General features: G+C 74.0%; 14 protein-coding genes. 7 read left to right on the top strand and 7 right to left on the bottom strand.

Features of this window, described 5'->3' with window-relative positions; genetic code table 11:
- Nucleotides 1-3 precede the first annotated feature (3 nt).
- Entirely contained in the window at nucleotides 4-522 is a 519-nt protein-coding gene (locus tag ACFCY1_RS19895; RefSeq protein WP_074004506.1) for a universal stress protein, read from the bottom strand.
- A 175-nt stretch (nucleotides 523-697) separates the two neighbouring features.
- Between ACFCY1_RS19895 and ACFCY1_RS19890 the strand changes: the two genes are divergently transcribed.
- The 3 genes from ACFCY1_RS19890 to ACFCY1_RS19880 all read left to right on the top strand — a co-directional run bounded on the left by ACFCY1_RS19890 (nucleotide 698) and on the right by ACFCY1_RS19880 (nucleotide 3,020).
- Nucleotides 698-1,339, top strand: a complete 642-nt coding sequence (locus ACFCY1_RS19890; protein ID WP_049650653.1) for an alpha-ketoglutarate-dependent dioxygenase AlkB — start codon at nucleotides 698-700, stop codon at nucleotides 1,337-1,339.
- A gap of 121 nt (nucleotides 1,340-1,460) precedes the next feature.
- Nucleotides 1,461-2,246, top strand: coding sequence for a VOC family protein (locus tag ACFCY1_RS19885; protein WP_375875405.1), 786 nt, complete (start codon nucleotides 1,461-1,463; stop codon nucleotides 2,244-2,246).
- 162 nt (nucleotides 2,247-2,408) lie between these two features.
- Nucleotides 2,409-3,020: a hypothetical protein gene (locus ACFCY1_RS19880; protein WP_049650655.1), complete on the top strand. Its 612-nt coding sequence runs from the start codon at nucleotides 2,409-2,411 to the stop codon at nucleotides 3,018-3,020.
- A gap of 98 nt (nucleotides 3,021-3,118) precedes the next feature.
- Here the strand turns inward: ACFCY1_RS19880 and ACFCY1_RS19875 are convergent, their stop codons facing one another.
- The 3 genes from ACFCY1_RS19875 to ACFCY1_RS19865 form a co-directional block, all read right to left on the bottom strand.
- The gene (locus tag ACFCY1_RS19875; protein WP_049650666.1) at nucleotides 3,119-3,943 is read right to left on the bottom strand and encodes a carbohydrate ABC transporter permease; all 825 of its coding nucleotides are present in this window, start codon (nucleotides 3,941-3,943) and stop codon (nucleotides 3,119-3,121) included.
- Nucleotides 3,944-4,080: 137 nt separating this feature from the next.
- Nucleotides 4,081-5,058 (bottom strand): carbohydrate ABC transporter permease, encoded by a 978-nt coding sequence (locus ACFCY1_RS19870; RefSeq protein WP_049650656.1) that lies wholly within the window; start codon nucleotides 5,056-5,058, stop codon nucleotides 4,081-4,083.
- 212 nt (nucleotides 5,059-5,270) lie between these two features.
- On the bottom strand, nucleotides 5,271-6,581 hold the full coding sequence (locus ACFCY1_RS19865) for an extracellular solute-binding protein (protein WP_117492337.1): 1,311 nt from the start codon (nucleotides 6,579-6,581) through the stop codon (nucleotides 5,271-5,273).
- A gap of 324 nt (nucleotides 6,582-6,905) precedes the next feature.
- Between ACFCY1_RS19865 and ACFCY1_RS19860 the strand changes: the two genes are divergently transcribed.
- Both ACFCY1_RS19860 and ACFCY1_RS19855 read left to right on the top strand, forming a co-directional pair.
- The gene (locus ACFCY1_RS19860) at nucleotides 6,906-7,712 is read left to right on the top strand and encodes an IclR family transcriptional regulator (RefSeq protein WP_049650658.1); all 807 of its coding nucleotides are present in this window, start codon (nucleotides 6,906-6,908) and stop codon (nucleotides 7,710-7,712) included.
- A gap of 252 nt (nucleotides 7,713-7,964) precedes the next feature.
- Nucleotides 7,965-8,711 carry an alpha/beta hydrolase family protein gene (locus tag ACFCY1_RS19855; protein WP_375875404.1) on the top strand — a complete coding sequence of 249 codons (747 nt, stop codon included), beginning with the start codon at nucleotides 7,965-7,967 and terminating at the stop codon, nucleotides 8,709-8,711.
- Between the two features lie 18 nt (nucleotides 8,712-8,729).
- Here the strand turns inward: ACFCY1_RS19855 and ACFCY1_RS19850 are convergent, their stop codons facing one another.
- Nucleotides 8,730-9,254, bottom strand: coding sequence for a universal stress protein (locus tag ACFCY1_RS19850; protein WP_049650660.1), 525 nt, complete (start codon nucleotides 9,252-9,254; stop codon nucleotides 8,730-8,732).
- A gap of 223 nt (nucleotides 9,255-9,477) precedes the next feature.
- Complete coding sequence (locus tag ACFCY1_RS19845; RefSeq protein WP_375875403.1) at nucleotides 9,478-10,155, bottom strand: TetR/AcrR family transcriptional regulator; 678 nt, start codon at nucleotides 10,153-10,155, stop codon at nucleotides 9,478-9,480.
- A 143-nt stretch (nucleotides 10,156-10,298) separates the two neighbouring features.
- Here ACFCY1_RS19845 and ACFCY1_RS19840 point away from each other — a divergent pair, with 143 nt between their 5' ends.
- Complete coding sequence (locus ACFCY1_RS19840) at nucleotides 10,299-11,117, top strand: MOSC domain-containing protein (RefSeq protein WP_049650662.1); 819 nt, start codon at nucleotides 10,299-10,301, stop codon at nucleotides 11,115-11,117.
- Nucleotides 11,118-11,239: 122 nt separating this feature from the next.
- On the opposite strand, the gene ACFCY1_RS19835 is transcribed toward ACFCY1_RS19840, so the two are convergent.
- Nucleotides 11,240-11,632: a ribonuclease gene (locus ACFCY1_RS19835; protein ID WP_375875402.1), complete on the bottom strand. Its 393-nt coding sequence runs from the start codon at nucleotides 11,630-11,632 to the stop codon at nucleotides 11,240-11,242.
- Between the two features lie 327 nt (nucleotides 11,633-11,959).
- On the opposite strand from ACFCY1_RS19835, the gene ACFCY1_RS19830 reads away from it, so the two are divergent.
- The gene (locus tag ACFCY1_RS19830) at nucleotides 11,960-13,477 is read left to right on the top strand and encodes a carboxyl transferase domain-containing protein (RefSeq protein WP_375875401.1); all 1,518 of its coding nucleotides are present in this window, start codon (nucleotides 11,960-11,962) and stop codon (nucleotides 13,475-13,477) included.
- Nucleotides 13,478-13,816: the final 339 nt, after the last annotated feature.

Genomic DNA, 13,816 nt, shown 5'->3' with positions numbered 1-13,816 from the left:
CCGTCAGGCCGCCGCGAGCTCCCGCAGGTCGATGCCGCGGTGCAGCGCGCGCAGGTCCTCGTGCAGCGTGGACGGCGGAACGGCGAGCACCCCGCACCGGGCCCGGGCCAGGCACTGCCGGGTGACCGAGCGGCGCGTCAGCCCGCGCAGCCTGACCCGCAGGCCGCCCTGCTCGCCGGTGCTGACCACCAGCAGGTCGCCCGGACGGTCGGCGAGCCCGGTCAGCACCGTGGCGGCATCGCCGCGCACGACCAGCGGCCGCACCGGCACGCCGATCGGCAGACCGCCGAAGGCCTGCTCCAGCGCGCTCGCCATCCGCGCCTCGGCGAGTTCCTGCCAGGCACGCAGCAGCGGCGGGCACGGCCGGGCCCGGTAGTTGCGCTCGCCGCCGACCGGCGTCCAGGCGAGCACCGGCACCAGCACCGCCTGCCGGACCCGGGCCTCCTCGGCCGCCCGGTGCAGGGCGGTCAGGCTGTGCAGGGAGCCGCTGACTCCGACGATGACGCGGGCGCCGTCCGACATGATCCTTCGCTTTCCGATGTCAAAACTCTTCAATGTCTGCGATTAGGTTGCCACACTCCCAATTTGGCCTGCAAATCGAAGGCATTAACTGAATATCACCGTGCATCGCTCGGTATACCCATGCCCTGGGCGCAATATTCGAGCACCTGTTCGAACAAGGGCGTACGCTGACCCCATGCACGGCACCGTCCACCTCCAGCCCTCGCTGTTCGACGACACCGACCGCGGCGGCGTCCGCCTCGGCCCGCTCGACGGCCTGCGACGGCAGCCGCTCGGCGACGGCGCCTGGCTCGACCTGCTCCCGGGCTGGCTGCACGGGGCCGACGAGCTGTTCGAACAGCTGGCCGCCACCGTGCCCTGGCGCGCCGAACGCCGCGAGATGTACGAGCGGACGGTCGACGTCCCGCGCCTGCTGGCCTCCTACCCGGCGCACGCCGAACCGCCGCACCCGGTGCTCGGCCTGGCCCGGGCCGCCCTGAGCGACCACTACGCCCGGGAGCTGGGCGAGCCGTTCCGCACCCTCGGACTCTGCTACTACCGGGACGGCCGGGACAGCGTGGCCTGGCACGGCGACCGGATCGGGCGCGGCGCCCGCGAGGACACCATGGTGGCGATCCTCTCCGTCGGCGAGCCGCGCACCCTGGCGCTGCGGCCCCGGTCCGGCGGCACGACCGTCGTCCGCCACCCGCTCGGCCACGGGGACCTGGTGGTGATGGGCGGCTCCTGCCAGCGCACCTGGGAACACGCGATCCCCAAGACGGCCCGCCCGGTGGGCCCGCGGATCAGCGTCCAGTTCCGGCCGCACGGGGTGTCCTAGGCATCGTCGTCGGGGACGCCCGCTTGCCACCCGTTCGCCGGGCGCGGAGGCTGGCGGGTGGGGCCGTTGCTCCGGGCACCGGACGCCGGGCGCCGGACACCGGGCCCGCCAGGAGGACCGCATGCCGAAGCCGGGCAACTACCGCGCCGGGGTCCCGTGCTGGGTCGTGCTCACCACGCCGGACACCGCACGGGCGCAGGCCTTCTACGGCGCGCTGTTCGACTGGGAGTTCGTCCCGACCAGCACCGCCGAGGCGGTGGCCACCCGGTACGGCGCCCAGGTCGCGGCCGTCGAACGGGCCCGGCCGACCGACCCGCCCGCCTGGACCACCTTCCTCGCCTGCCCCGACCCGCTGCGCACCGCCGCCGCCGTCCGGGCCGCCGGCGGCCGCCTCGCCCGCGAACCGTACGAGGTGCCCGAGCAGGGCCGCGCCGCGCTCGCCGTCGACCCGCTCGGCGCCCGCTTCGGGCTCTGGCGGGCCGGCACCATCGACGGCGCCGGCCTGGTCGACGAGCCCGGCGCGTTCGCCTGGAACGAGCACCTCTCCCCCGACCCCGACGCCGCGCGGGCCTTCTACCGCCGGGTCGTCGGCTACAGCTACGACCGGCCGCGGGCGGGCCACACCCTCGCCCGGGTGGCCGGTCGGCCCGCGTGCAGCATCGGCCCCTCCGACCCCTCCAGCCCCTCCGGCCCGGGCGCCGGTCCGGAGGGAGGCGCACGCTGGCTGGTCCACTTCGCGACCGAGGACACCGACCGCGCGGCCGACCGGCTGCGCGCCCTCGGCGGCACCGTCGTCTCCGGTCCGGTGCCGGGGCCGTTCGGCCGCACCGCGCTGGTCCGGGACGACGCCGGCGCGGAGTTCGTGCTGGTCGCCGTCCCCGCCCGCGACTCCGCGGCCGCGGCCTGAGCCCGGGCCGCCGACGCTCCCGCCCTTCACCCGGGGAGCCGGCGAGGCCGCTGCCGCCCCGTCAACTTGCCTGTACGGCAAGAAGATTCAGTACGACCCCACCGCCCGATGGCGGCCGGACCCGCCGACCCGGCTGTCCGTTGCGCCCGCTACCGTGCTGATATGAGTTCCTTCCTGCGCGCGTACCTGGTCGACCCCGCGGAGCTCCGTGCCCGCGTCGGCAGCGGCGACGACGGAGCGGTCGACGAGGCCCTCGCGTACTTCGGCCCGTCCCTGGACAGGTCCGACGAGCACTTCGCCGACGAGATCGCGCAGGGCGCTCCGACCGCCCTGGAGGCGCTGCGCGCCGTGGTGCACGGCGGGCCCTTCTCCGGGAACGAGGACCACGCCTTCCAGTACGGCTACGCGTACCGGCGGCTGTGCTGGCTGGTCGGACAGCCCCTGGAGGTCGACTCCTTCGGCCCGTTCCGGGGCAACTGGCTGGAGGTGGTCGACGACGGTCTGAAGGCGTACGGGATCACCGCCGTCTCGGTCGCGGACTTCCAGTACGGCGGCGGCCTTCCCACCGGACTGCCCTTCTGCGCGGTGCCGTCCTGCGGCACCTGGTCGGCCGGGGACTGCGGGCAGGCGCTGGACCGGTTCGACCGGGCCGGGCGCGAGGGCCGCGCCCCGGTGCCGGAGCGCGAGGTGGCCGAGGCCGTCGCGGAGGTCGTCGGCTGGCTGCGGATCGCACGGAGCCGGAAGGGCACCGACATCGTCGGCTTCGTCTCCTGAACCGGTGTCGGCGCCCACGCCCGGAGCGCCCACCCTCACGTACGACAGGGAGTCCCGCACGACGACGGGACTCCCGGCCGCTCCGCACGCGCGGGCGATCAGTCCTTCACCGCACCGGCCAACCCGGAGACCAGCTTGCGCTGCACCGCGATGAAGAAGATCAGCACCGGCACGGTCATCAGCGTGGACGCCGCCATGATGCCGCCCCAGTCGTTCTCGTCCGGCTTGAAGAAGACCAGCAGCGCCGAGGGCAGCGTCTGGTTCTGGGTGGCGCTGATGATGAAGGTCTTGGCGAAGACGAAGTCGTTCCACGCCGCGATGAAGGAGAACACGCTGGTCGCGGCGAGGCCCGGGGCCACCAGCGGCAGCAGGATCCGCCACAGGATGCGGGTCCGGCCCGCCCCGTCGATCTGCGCCGCCTCCTCGATCGAGACCGGGACGGCCGCGACGAAGCCGCGCATCATCCAGATCCCGAACGGCAGCGAGAACGCCAGCTGCACCAGGACCAGCGAGGCCAGGGTGTTCAGCCCGATGCCTGGGGCGAACCGTCCGGCGTCGCGGAACATGAAGAACAGCGGGATGGTCAGCGCCTCGACCGGGATCATCTGGGCGATCAGGAACATCACCATGATGGTGGTGCGGAACTTGAACCGGAACCTGGTCACGGCCACCGCCGCCAGGAAGACCACGATCGCCGACAGCACCACCACCGACAGCGCGACCACCAGGCTGTTCCCGAAGTAGCGGGCGAAGCCGTCCACGCTGAGCACCTGACGGAAGCTCTCCAGCGTGGGGTGGGCGGTCCACGGCCTGGGGTCGAGCGACTGGATCTCGCCCTTGGGCTTGAAGGCCGAGAGCACCATCCAGAAGATCGGGAAGGCGGTGACCACGGCCAGCACGATCGCGCCGCTGTTGGCGGCCAGCCGCCACCGGCCGCGGGTGTTCCGACCCCGGGTGTTCCGGGGGCCGCCGGTGTTCCGGGGGCCGCTCCCGTCCTGGGGGCCGCCGGTGTTCCGGGCCGGCTTCACGGCCGGGGAGTTCGCCGGGGAGTTCGCCGGGCTCACAGTTCGTTCCCCGTCCGTCGCAGGGTGCGGATGTACAGGACCGTCGGGATCACCAGGATCAGCAGCATGATCACGCCGATCGCCGCGCCCAGCCCGTACTGCGAGGAGGCGAACGCCTTCTGGTACGCGTACACGTTGAGCACGAGGTTCTGGCCGGCGATGCCGCCGCCCTCGGTCATCACATAGATCTGGGTGAAGACCTTGAAGTCCCAGATCACCGACTGGATCACCACGATGGTCAGGATCGGGCGCAGCATCGGTGCGGTGATCCGGCGGAAGGTGGTCCAGGTGTTGGCGCCGTCCAGGGCGGCCGCCTCCATGATCTCCTCCGGGATGGCCCGGATGCCCGCGTAGAGGGTGACCATCACGAACGGGTAGGAGTGCCACACCACCACGGCGCCGACGATCAGGAACGCCGTCCACTTGTCGTAGAACCAGTTGAACTCGTGGAAGCCGGAGAGTCCGAGCCCCTCCAGGGTGTGGTTGACCAGGCCGAGGTTGGTGTCGAACAGGAAGCTCCACACCGTCGAACCGGTCATCGCCGGCGCCGCCCAGGCGGCCATCGCCGCGGTGGTCAGCACCAGCCGGGGCCACCGGCCGACCTTGGTGAGCAGCACCGCGAGGGTGGCGCCGACGGCCAGGGTGGCGACCACGCAGAACGCCGCGAAGCCGATGGTCTGGAACAGCACCGTCCAGAACTGCTCGTCCTCGAGGATCTTCGAGTAGTTGCCGAAGCCGACGAAGGAGGTCGGGGCGCCGCCCGAGGCCTGGGCCTGCCCGAAGTCCAGTACGGACAGCAGGCCGAGCTGGTAGATCGGGTAGGCGACCAGCGGGATCAGGATGACCGCGGCCGGCAGGAGCAGCAGCAGCGGGGGCCGCCGGCGCCGGCCGCCCGGGGGTGCGGCCGGCGCCCTTCCCCCACGGCGCCTCTGCGGGGAAGGCGGCGCCGGGGCGGTCGAGGTGGATACGGACACGTGCGGGACCTGCTCTCTGAGACGAACCGGGAGGGGGGCCGTCCGTACGCGGCCGGGGGCCGGCGGTGCGGCGCCGGTGGCTCGGTGCCGGCGGCGGTGACTCGGTACCGGCAGCGGCGCCGGTGACTCGCCGCCGGCGGCGGTGACGGTGGCGGTGACTCACATGCCGGCGGCGGCGGTCGTGGCGCGCCCCCGCCGCCGGCGGTCGGCCGTCAGTGCGCGGCGAAGGCCGAGGAGACCTGCGCGGCCGCGTCGCCCGAGGCCTTGGCCACGTCCGCCTTGCCGGTGACGACCTGCTGGAGCATCGTCGGGATCACCGCCTGGGCGTCGATCTGCGCCCACGCCTGGTCGAGCGGGACGAACCTGGTGCCGGCCGCGATGGTGTCGGTGAAGGGCTTCAGGAACGCGTCCTTCGCCGCGACCTTGCCGCTGACGGACTTGAGCGTCGGCAGGTTGCCCATCGCGTCGTACATCTGCTCCTGGTACGCGGGGCTCGCCAGCAGTTCGGCGAACTCGACGGCCAGCGTGCGGTGCTTGGCCGCCTTCATCACGCCAAGGTTGTTGCCGCCAGCGAAGGCCGGGGCGATCGAGCCGGGCTTCTCGCCGGGCAGCGGCACCACGCCGTACTTGCCCTTGACCGCGCCCGCGTCCACCTTGCCGCGGTTGGAGTTGAGCAGCACCGCCATCGCCGACTTGCCGGCCGCGAACAGGTCGACGGTCTTGCCGCCGGTCAGGTCCGCGCACTGCTGGGCGGGGCAGCCGTCCGCGCCGAAGAGGTCGGTGTAGCGCTTGATCCCGGCCTGCGAGGCGGGCGAGTTGATCGCCGCCTTGAACGCGGCGCCGTCCTTGGTGGCGATGTCGCCGCCCGCGTCCCAGACGAAGGGCAGCGCGGCGAAGGTGTACTTGCCGCCGACGGCGATGCCGAAGGTGTCCGGGTGGGCGGCGTGGATCTTCTGGTTGGCGGCGACCAGTTCGGCGTACGAGGTCGGCGGGGTGAGGCCGGCCTCGGTGAACAGGTCGGTGCGGTAGTACAGCGCGCGCACGCCGACCCACCAGGGCAGGCCGTAGGTCTTGCCGTCCACCACGGCGGTCTTGGCGATCGCCGGGTCGAGGTCGCCCTTGTCCTGCCACGTGTCCAGCTCGGTGGTGATGTCGGCGAGGCCGCCGGCGGCGACGTAGCCGGGCAGGTCGGTGTTGCCGAACTCGACCAGGTCGGGGGCGCTGTTCGGGTCGTTGAACGCGCCCTTCATCTTGGCCGCGCGGGCCGAGGCGTCGGTGTCGATGTAGCTGACGTTGACGGTGACGCCCTGGTGGGAGGCCTGGAAGTCGGTCACGGCCTTGGCGATCACGGCCTCCTTGGCCGCGTTGCCCGCCTCGTTGTACAGCCAGACCTGCAGCGTGCCGGTCCGGTCGTCGGCGGCCTTGTCGCTCGCCGGCGAGGCGGTGCCGGGGGCACAGGCGGTGGCGGCCAGGCAGCCGGCGGCGAGCACGACGGCTGCGGCGGTCCGTCCGATGAGTCGCATGGTGGAGACCTCCCCTCCCGACAGCTGCCGCCGAGACGTCCGCCGCGGGGACGGGCACGTCGAAGCAGGCCCTGACCGGGGCCGATGGTGGGTGAAGTGGTGGGGGTACGGCAGGGCGCAGCGCTCGGGTGGGGCGACGTCGCCTGCTCGATGGCAGGGACGTTAGGCGGGGGCGATCGGCGCCAACAAGGGGGAGTTGGGGAAAGTTTTGCACTGCACAACGTTGTATCGAAGATGAGGCGATCCCGTCACGACCGGGTACGTTCTGACAACCGCCGCCGACCTGCGGGGGAACACCGGCAGAACGACACAGGGAACGGACCCATGACGGAGACGGCGCCCAAGAAACCCGCGACCGAACGCAACCAGTCCTCCTCGCTGCGCCGCGCGCTCGCCGTCCTCGGCTACGTCCGCGACCACGGCGACGGGCGCGGCGTGCCGCTCGCCCAGCTCGCCGACGGGCTCGGCCTGAACAAGAGCACCGTGCTGCGGCTGGCCGGCCCTCTGCTGGACGAGCACCTCCTCGACCGGGACCGCGAGACCGGCTGGTTCCGGCTCGGCCACGGCTCCCTGCGGCTCGGCCAGGCCTACCTGACCACCCTCGACCTGCGCAGCGTCGCCGCCGAACACCTGCGCCGGCTCCAGCGCGAGGCGGGCGAGACCGTCCACCTGACCGTCTGGCAGGCCCCCGGGATCGTCTACCTGGACAAGGTCGAGGACGAGACCAACGTCCGGATGGCCTCCCGGGTCGGCAGCCGGGCCCCCGCCTACTGCACCGCCACCGGAAAGGCGATCCTCGCCTGGCTGCCCGAGGAGGCCGTCGCCGAGGTGGTCGCGGCCGGACTGCGCCCGGTGACCGCGTGGACCATCGCCGACGAGCCCCGGCTCCGCGCCGACCTCGCCCGCATCCGCGCCCGCGGCTACTCGATCGACGACCGCGAGAACGAGCCCGAGGTCCGCTGCGTCGCCGCCCCGATCTTCGACCACACCGGCGAGGTGACCGCCGCCCTGTCCGTCTCCGGCCTCACCTCACGGATGACCGCCGCCCGGGTCCGCGCCCTCGGCCCGGTGGTCGCCCAGGTCGGCCTGCGGATCTCCCGCGAGCTGGGCTCCGACCGCCAGCCGTCCTGAGAACGCCCCGTCCCGAACGGTCGTCCGGCGGTCGCCCTGTTCCCGGAAACGCGGACAGGGCCCGGAGCCGAACGAACGGCACCGGACCCTGTCCGACTCTGGAGCGCCAGGCCCGGGTCGCACGGACTCTTCCTACTGAAAGTAGGACGTGCTCTGGTAGCACCACTGACGCCTGACGAGGAATCCCTCCCTCGCGACGAGAAGTACAGTACCAGCTCCGTGATCATCCACCGAACCGGAGGGGAACCCCGCATGACGAGCGCTCGACCCGAGGCCAGTCCGCCTGCCGCCCCGACTGCCGCTCCGTACGCGGAAGGGCGGCTGATGGACGTCCACCTCCCCGCCGCCGACACCGCCGGACCGGCTCCCATCGTGCTGCTCTGGCACGGCAACGGCCCGAACGAGCGCGACGTGCTGCGGCCGCTGGCCCGGGAGGCCGCCGGGCTGGGGCTGCTGGTGCTCGTCCCGGACTGGAGCTCCGAGCAGCCGGACCGCGGCGGCGCCGAACTGCTCGCCTCGCTGGCCCAGGCCCGCCGGATCGCCGCCGAGCACGGCGGGGACCCGGCCCGCTTCGTGCTGGCCGGCTGGTCGATGGGCGGCCGCGAGGCGATAGCCGTGGCCACCCACCCGGACACCCCCGCCGAGCTACGGCCCGTCGCCGCCGTCGGCATCGCCTCGCACTACTCGACCACGGCCGTCACCACCGGCGAGGCCCCGCTCGACCACCTGGCCGCCGGCCCGTCCCCCGTCCCGCTCTGGCTGGTCCACGGCACGGCGGACGGGATCGTGGACATCGAGCACACCCGGCAGTTGAGCGCTGCTCTGACAAAGCAGCGCTCGGCGGTACGGACCCTCGAACTGCCCACCGACCACGCCGGCGTGGTGATGACCGCCTACCGCCCCGAGGCCGGCCGCTGCCTTCCGGCCACCGACGCCGACACCCTGGCCGCCGGCCGGCGGACCGCCGCCGTCCTCGCCGAGGCGGCCGGGCCGGCCTGACGTCAGGCCGGCCTGACCTCAGGTCCCCGCCGCCGGCTCCCGCAGCCCGCCACCGCGCTCCAGAGCCTCCAGCTCGCGCTGCAGCGGCGGACGCGGGACGGCCAGGACCGGGCAGGCGGCGTGCCGGACGCAGTAGGCGGTGACCGAGGGGTGCACCAGTCGGGCGAGGCGGCCGCGCTCCCGTCCGGCGCCGAGGACGAGCAGGTCACCGGGCCGGTCCGCGCACCGCACCAGCGTGTGGCCGGTGTCGCCGCGGACGGCCTGGCAGCGCAGCCGGACACCCGCGTGGCGTCCGGCGAAGGCCTCGTCGAGGGCCTGCCGCAGCCGGGCCACGGCGGCGTCGCGGCCGGCCTCGATCACCGGCGGGCACGGGGTGCGGCGGTAGCCGAGTTCGTCGCCGGGCGGGGTCCAGCAGAGCACCGCGAGCACCTCGACGTCCGAGCGACGGGCCTCGGCCACCGCGCGGTGCAGCGCGGCGAGGCTGCCCAACGAGCCACTGATGCCGACCACGATCCGGCCCCCGTCCGCACCACTGTCCGTCATGGCCCGCCCTGCCTCTCCGTCCGCCCGCGCGCCCGGGTGCCCTCGCACCGGGTCGGACCGGACCGCGCCGATTCCACCCCAGCAAAGCGGCCCGCGCCCGTACGGCCACGGGCCGTTGACGCGGCTCTGACGCGGGGCCCGTCCTTCCGTACGCGTCCCTGATGCGGCACGGGCGGAAGCAGGCTCGGGCTTGCGGCGGGCTCGGGCTCAGGAGGGCCCGGGCTCAGGACGGCTCCGGCTGCTCCGCCTCCCAGAGGTCCGCGAACATCCGGTCCAGGTGCTCCTCCCCGATCGGCGGGACCGGCAGCGGGTGGGTGGCCTGGGCGCGGAAGCCGTCGAGCAGCAGGGCAAGGTAGCGGCGCCAGAGGTCGGGGCGCAGCTCGGTGGCGGCAGGCAGGGCGCGGCAGAGCGGGCCGAGCAGGAAGAGCAGGTCCATGGTGACGACGTCGCGGCGCATGGTGCCCTGCTCCTGGGCGCGGGCGATCAGGGCGCCGACGGTGGTGGCGTGCCCGCGGCTGATCTCGATCATCCCGGGGATGGTCGGGATGGCCTGGGTGACCAGGTCGTTGATGCCCCGGTCGGCGGCGACCAGTTCGAAGATCCGCCCGAAGTACCGTTCGAGGCCGGTCCAGGCGTCCGCGTCGGCGAGCGCCTCCTCGCCCGCGGCGGCCAGGCCGCCCCCGGCGTCCGCGAACACCTCGCCGATCAGTGCCTCGCGGGTCGGGAAGTGCCGGTAGAGGGTGGCGTTGCCGACGCCCGCCTCCTTGGCGATCTGGTCCAGCGGCACGTCCAGGCCGTGCCGGGAGAACATGTCGCGGGCGGCGGCGAGCAGGAAGTCGCGGTTGCGCTGCGCGTCACGCCGGAGCCGCCCCGGGGGGTTCGCGCTGCTCGGTGGTGCCATGCCCCCGACCCTAGCAAGCGGCGGGCGGATCCACCCCGTCCCGCCTCCACCCCCGTCGACCCGCTCAACTACCCTGTGGGGTTCGCGAGATGGACGGTACGCGGGCGTAGCACGGCACGCCGGCGCGAAGGGGGAGCAGGACGATGGCCACGGTGACGGAACTGCGGTACTACCCGGTGAAGGGCTGCGCGGGGGTGGCGGCCGCGCAGGCGGAGCTCACCCGGGCCGGGCTGGCCCACGACCGGGCGTTCATGGTGGTGGACGAGGAGGGCGTGTTCCGCTCCCAGCGCCGGGACCCGGTGCTGGCCACCGTCCGCCCGACGGTGGCGGAGGACGGCCGTTCGCTGACCCTGGCCGCCCCGGGGACGGAGCCGGTGTCGGTTCCGGTGGACACCGGGGGCCCGCGCCGCGAGGTGCGGCTGTTCGGTGCGCCGTTCTTCGGCATCGACCAGGGCGAGGAGGCCGCCGACTGGCTCTCCGGGGTGCTGGGCGCGCGCAGCCGACTGGTCCGGGTGCCGCCGGAGCACGACCGGGTGACCGACGGGCTGGTCCCGGGCACCTCGGGCTACGCGGACAGCTGCGCCGTGCACCTGGTGTCGCACTCCTCGCTGGAGTACTTCAACGAGCTCTCCGGCACTCCGCCACTGCCGATGGACCGGTTCCGCCCGAACGTGGTGGTGGACGGCTGGTCCGAACCGCACACCGAGGACCTGGCCCGCCGGATCGAGGTGGGCGGGGCCGAACTGGGCTACGCCAAGCTCGCGATCCGCTGCGCGGTGACGATGGTGGACCAGTCCCACGGCACCAAGGCGGGCCCGGAGCCGCTGCGCACGCTGGCCCGGTACCGCCGGGCGGCGGCGGGCGGGGTGGCGTTCGGCAGCAAGTTCGCGGTGCTGCGGCCCGGCACGCTGCGGGTGGGGGACGAGCTGGCGGTGGGCGCCTGGGGGCCGTCCGAGCTCTGAGCTGGGGGCAGCGGCTACCGCTGCGGATACGGCCGCACGGCGGTGACCTCGGCGGGGAAGCCAGCCGAGGCCACCGTCGTGTCGGAGCGTCCGGGGACGGCCCCGGGGTGATCAGCGGACGGTCAGCAGGTCTGGTCGATCAGCGAGAACGTGGCATAGTGGTCGCCGGTGTAGTAGTCCTCCTGGTTGGCCTGCCCGGTCACGATCCGGCGGGCGCCGCGGGTCGGGGAGCCCGGGGTGATGACGGTGTACTCGTGGTAGTAGCCGTAGGACTCGCTGGGCAGGACGCCCTCCCGGTTCTGGAAGACCACCCCGTCCTGGGAGTAGGGGAACGGTCCGCCGGAGGCGATCAGGTTGAGGGTGTCGGTGGCCTGCGACGGGAGGGCGGAGAGGCAGACCGAGCCGCTCACGTCGGCGTGCGCCTCGGTGGCGACGGCGACCGGGGCGAGGGTCATCAGGGCGACGGCGGTGACGGCGGCGGCGCGGGTCTTCCACGCGCGTAGAGTGCGAGTCATGTCCACCAGTCTGACGAGACACCGTCAGCTCCGGAAGCCCTCAGAAAAACTATTAACCAGCGAGTAACTACCCTTTACCTACGAGGACTTGAGCCGTACGCCGAGCCCCGCGCCCCTCCCCCGGAGCCGTCCGCGAAACGCCCACGAACCGCCCGTCCGGCGCAAGGGTCGACCGCCATCGAACTCATGTCGGAGCTGTCCCGACCGGACCGTGCCGCATAGAGTGCCGCCTAGCCGGACGGATCACGGCGGGGCCGGGACGACCGCCGGAACGACCGCCGGAGCAATCACCGGAACGATCGCCGGAACGACTCTGACGGGGTGGGCATGGGTACGGGCTCGGGCACGGCACTGACGGCCCACCAGCTGATCGGCCTGCTGGTCGATCCGGGCGGCTTCCGCGGCTGGGACGAGCCACCGGTCGTCGACCGGCCCGACCCCGACTACCGCGCCTCCCTCGACCGCGCCCGCGAGCGCACCGGCCTGGACGAGGCCGTCCTCACCGGCGTCGGCTCGATCGACGGCCGGCCGGTCGCCCTCATCGCCTCCGAGTTCGGCTTCCTCGGCGGCTCGATCGGCGTCGCCACCGCCGAGCGGATCACCCGCGCCGTCGAGCGCGCCACCGCCGAGCGGCTGCCGCTGCTCGCCCTGCCCGTCTCCGGCGGGACGCGGATGCAGGAGGGCTCGGCGGCCTTCCTCTGCATGCTGCGGATCACCGCCGCCGTCCAGGCGCACCGCGCCGCCGGCCTCCCCTACCTCACCTATCTGCGCAACCCCACCATGGGCGGGGTCTTCGCCTCCTGGGGAACGCTCGGACAGCTGGTCCTCGCCGAGCCCGGCGCCCGGCTCGGCTTCCTCGGCCCGCGCGTGTACGAGGAGCTGCGCGGCGTGGAACTGCCGCCGGACGTCCAGCGGGCCGAGACCCTCGCCGGCCAGGGACTGGTGGACGCCGTCGTACCGCCGCAGGAGCTGCGCGAGCTGCTCCGCCGCACCCTCGCCGTCCTCGCCGCCGCACCGCCGTCCCCTCCTACAGACCCCACCGCCTCTCCGACCCCCGTGCCCGTCCCCACTCATGGGCGCCCCGACGCCTGGGACTCCGTCCTCCGCACCCGGCGCCCCGACCGCCCGGGCACCCGCGAGCTGCTGCGGCACACCGCCGAGGAGCTGGTGCTGCTGGACGCCCCCGGCGGGCGCGGCGGCGCACTGGTCCGGGCGCTGGCCCTGCTCGGCGGCCGGCCCGTCCTGGTCGTCGGCCAGCAGCGGCAGACCCCCGAGCACGAACGCCCCTTCACCGCCGCCGACCTGCGGGCCGTACGGCGCACCGCGCGCCTGGCCGAGCAGCTCGGACTTCCGCTCGTCACCGTGGTGGACACGGCCGGCGCCGAGCTGTCCGCCCAGGCCGAGCTGGACGGCATCGCGGTGGAGATCGCCCACTGCCTGACCACCCTGCTCGCGCTGCGCACCCCCGTCCTGGCCGTGCTGCTCGGCCAGGGCTCGGGCGGCGGGGCGCTCGCGCTGCTCCCGGCGGACCGGGTGATCGCCGCCGAGCACGCCTGGCTGGCGCCGCTGCCGCCGGAGGGCGCCTCGGCGATCGTCCACCGGGACGGCGCGCACGCCGCCGAGCTGGCCCGCGCCCAGGGGATCGGGGCGCACCGGCTGGCCGAGGTCGGGCTGGTCGACGAGGTGGTCCCGGAGCTGCCCGACGCCGCCGAGGAGCCGGCGGCCTTCTGCGCCCGGCTCGGGCACGCGGTCGGCGCGGCGCTCGGCGCTCTGTCGGCGACCACCGAAGCGGACCGGCTCGCGGCCCGGGCCGTCCGGCACCGACGGCTGGGCGACCTCCGCTAGGACCCGCCTCCCACCTCCCGCCGCTTGGCGCGGCGATGTCGCGCCGATCCCGCCGCTCGGGTGTGGCGCCGGTCTCAACGCGGGGTTGATCGTCTGTACCCACCGTGCTTCGACCGGGCCGGCGAGTGACGCCCGCCGAGCCCCGCACGGTGAGTGCGCTCACACGTGATCAACACCCACGACGGGCGGTAGTAGACACCCCCGGAACGCCCGCGCCACCCCGGCACCCCCCGCGTTCGCGCAGCTCACCCCCGCTCCGCACGCTCCGCGCGACCGCCCCTTCGAATCCACGGCGGCCCCTTCCGTACGACCGTGGGTCGTACCGAGGGGGTCTTGGCG

The sequence above is a fragment of the Kitasatospora sp. NPDC056273 genome (assembly GCF_042268845.1).
Lineage (GTDB): Bacteria > Actinomycetota > Actinomycetes > Streptomycetales > Streptomycetaceae > Kitasatospora.
The sequence above is the reverse complement of the archived record's forward strand: the minus strand, read 5'-3'. Positions and strand labels throughout refer to the sequence as shown.

What these genes read in the sequence shown, in the direction of transcription:
- ACFCY1_RS19880 (WP_049650655.1), top strand. Translation starts at nt 2,409, where the DNA reads ATGAGTTCCTTCCTGCGCGCGTACCTGGTCGACCCCGCGGAGCTCCGT.
- ACFCY1_RS19855 (WP_375875404.1), top strand. Translation starts at nt 7,965, where the DNA reads ATGACGAGCGCTCGACCCGAGGCCAGTCCGCCTGCCGCCCCGACTGCC.
- ACFCY1_RS19850 (WP_049650660.1), bottom strand. Translation starts at nt 9,254, where the DNA reads ATGACGGACAGTGGTGCGGACGGGGGCCGGATCGTGGTCGGCATCAGT.
- ACFCY1_RS19835 (WP_375875402.1), bottom strand. Translation starts at nt 11,632, where the DNA reads ATGACTCGCACTCTACGCGCGTGGAAGACCCGCGCCGCCGCCGTCACC.
- ACFCY1_RS19865 (WP_117492337.1), bottom strand. Translation starts at nt 6,581, where the DNA reads ATGCGACTCATCGGACGGACCGCCGCAGCCGTCGTGCTCGCCGCCGGC.
- ACFCY1_RS19895 (WP_074004506.1), bottom strand. Translation starts at nt 522, where the DNA reads ATGTCGGACGGCGCCCGCGTCATCGTCGGAGTCAGCGGCTCCCTGCAC.
- ACFCY1_RS19860 (WP_049650658.1), top strand. Translation starts at nt 6,906, where the DNA reads ATGACGGAGACGGCGCCCAAGAAACCCGCGACCGAACGCAACCAGTCC.
- ACFCY1_RS19890 (WP_049650653.1), top strand. Translation starts at nt 698, where the DNA reads ATGCACGGCACCGTCCACCTCCAGCCCTCGCTGTTCGACGACACCGAC.
- ACFCY1_RS19830 (WP_375875401.1), top strand. Translation starts at nt 11,960, where the DNA reads ATGGGTACGGGCTCGGGCACGGCACTGACGGCCCACCAGCTGATCGGC.
- ACFCY1_RS19885 (WP_375875405.1), top strand. Translation starts at nt 1,461, where the DNA reads ATGCCGAAGCCGGGCAACTACCGCGCCGGGGTCCCGTGCTGGGTCGTG.
- ACFCY1_RS19845 (WP_375875403.1), bottom strand. Translation starts at nt 10,155, where the DNA reads ATGGCACCACCGAGCAGCGCGAACCCCCCGGGGCGGCTCCGGCGTGAC.
- ACFCY1_RS19840 (WP_049650662.1), top strand. Translation starts at nt 10,299, where the DNA reads ATGGCCACGGTGACGGAACTGCGGTACTACCCGGTGAAGGGCTGCGCG.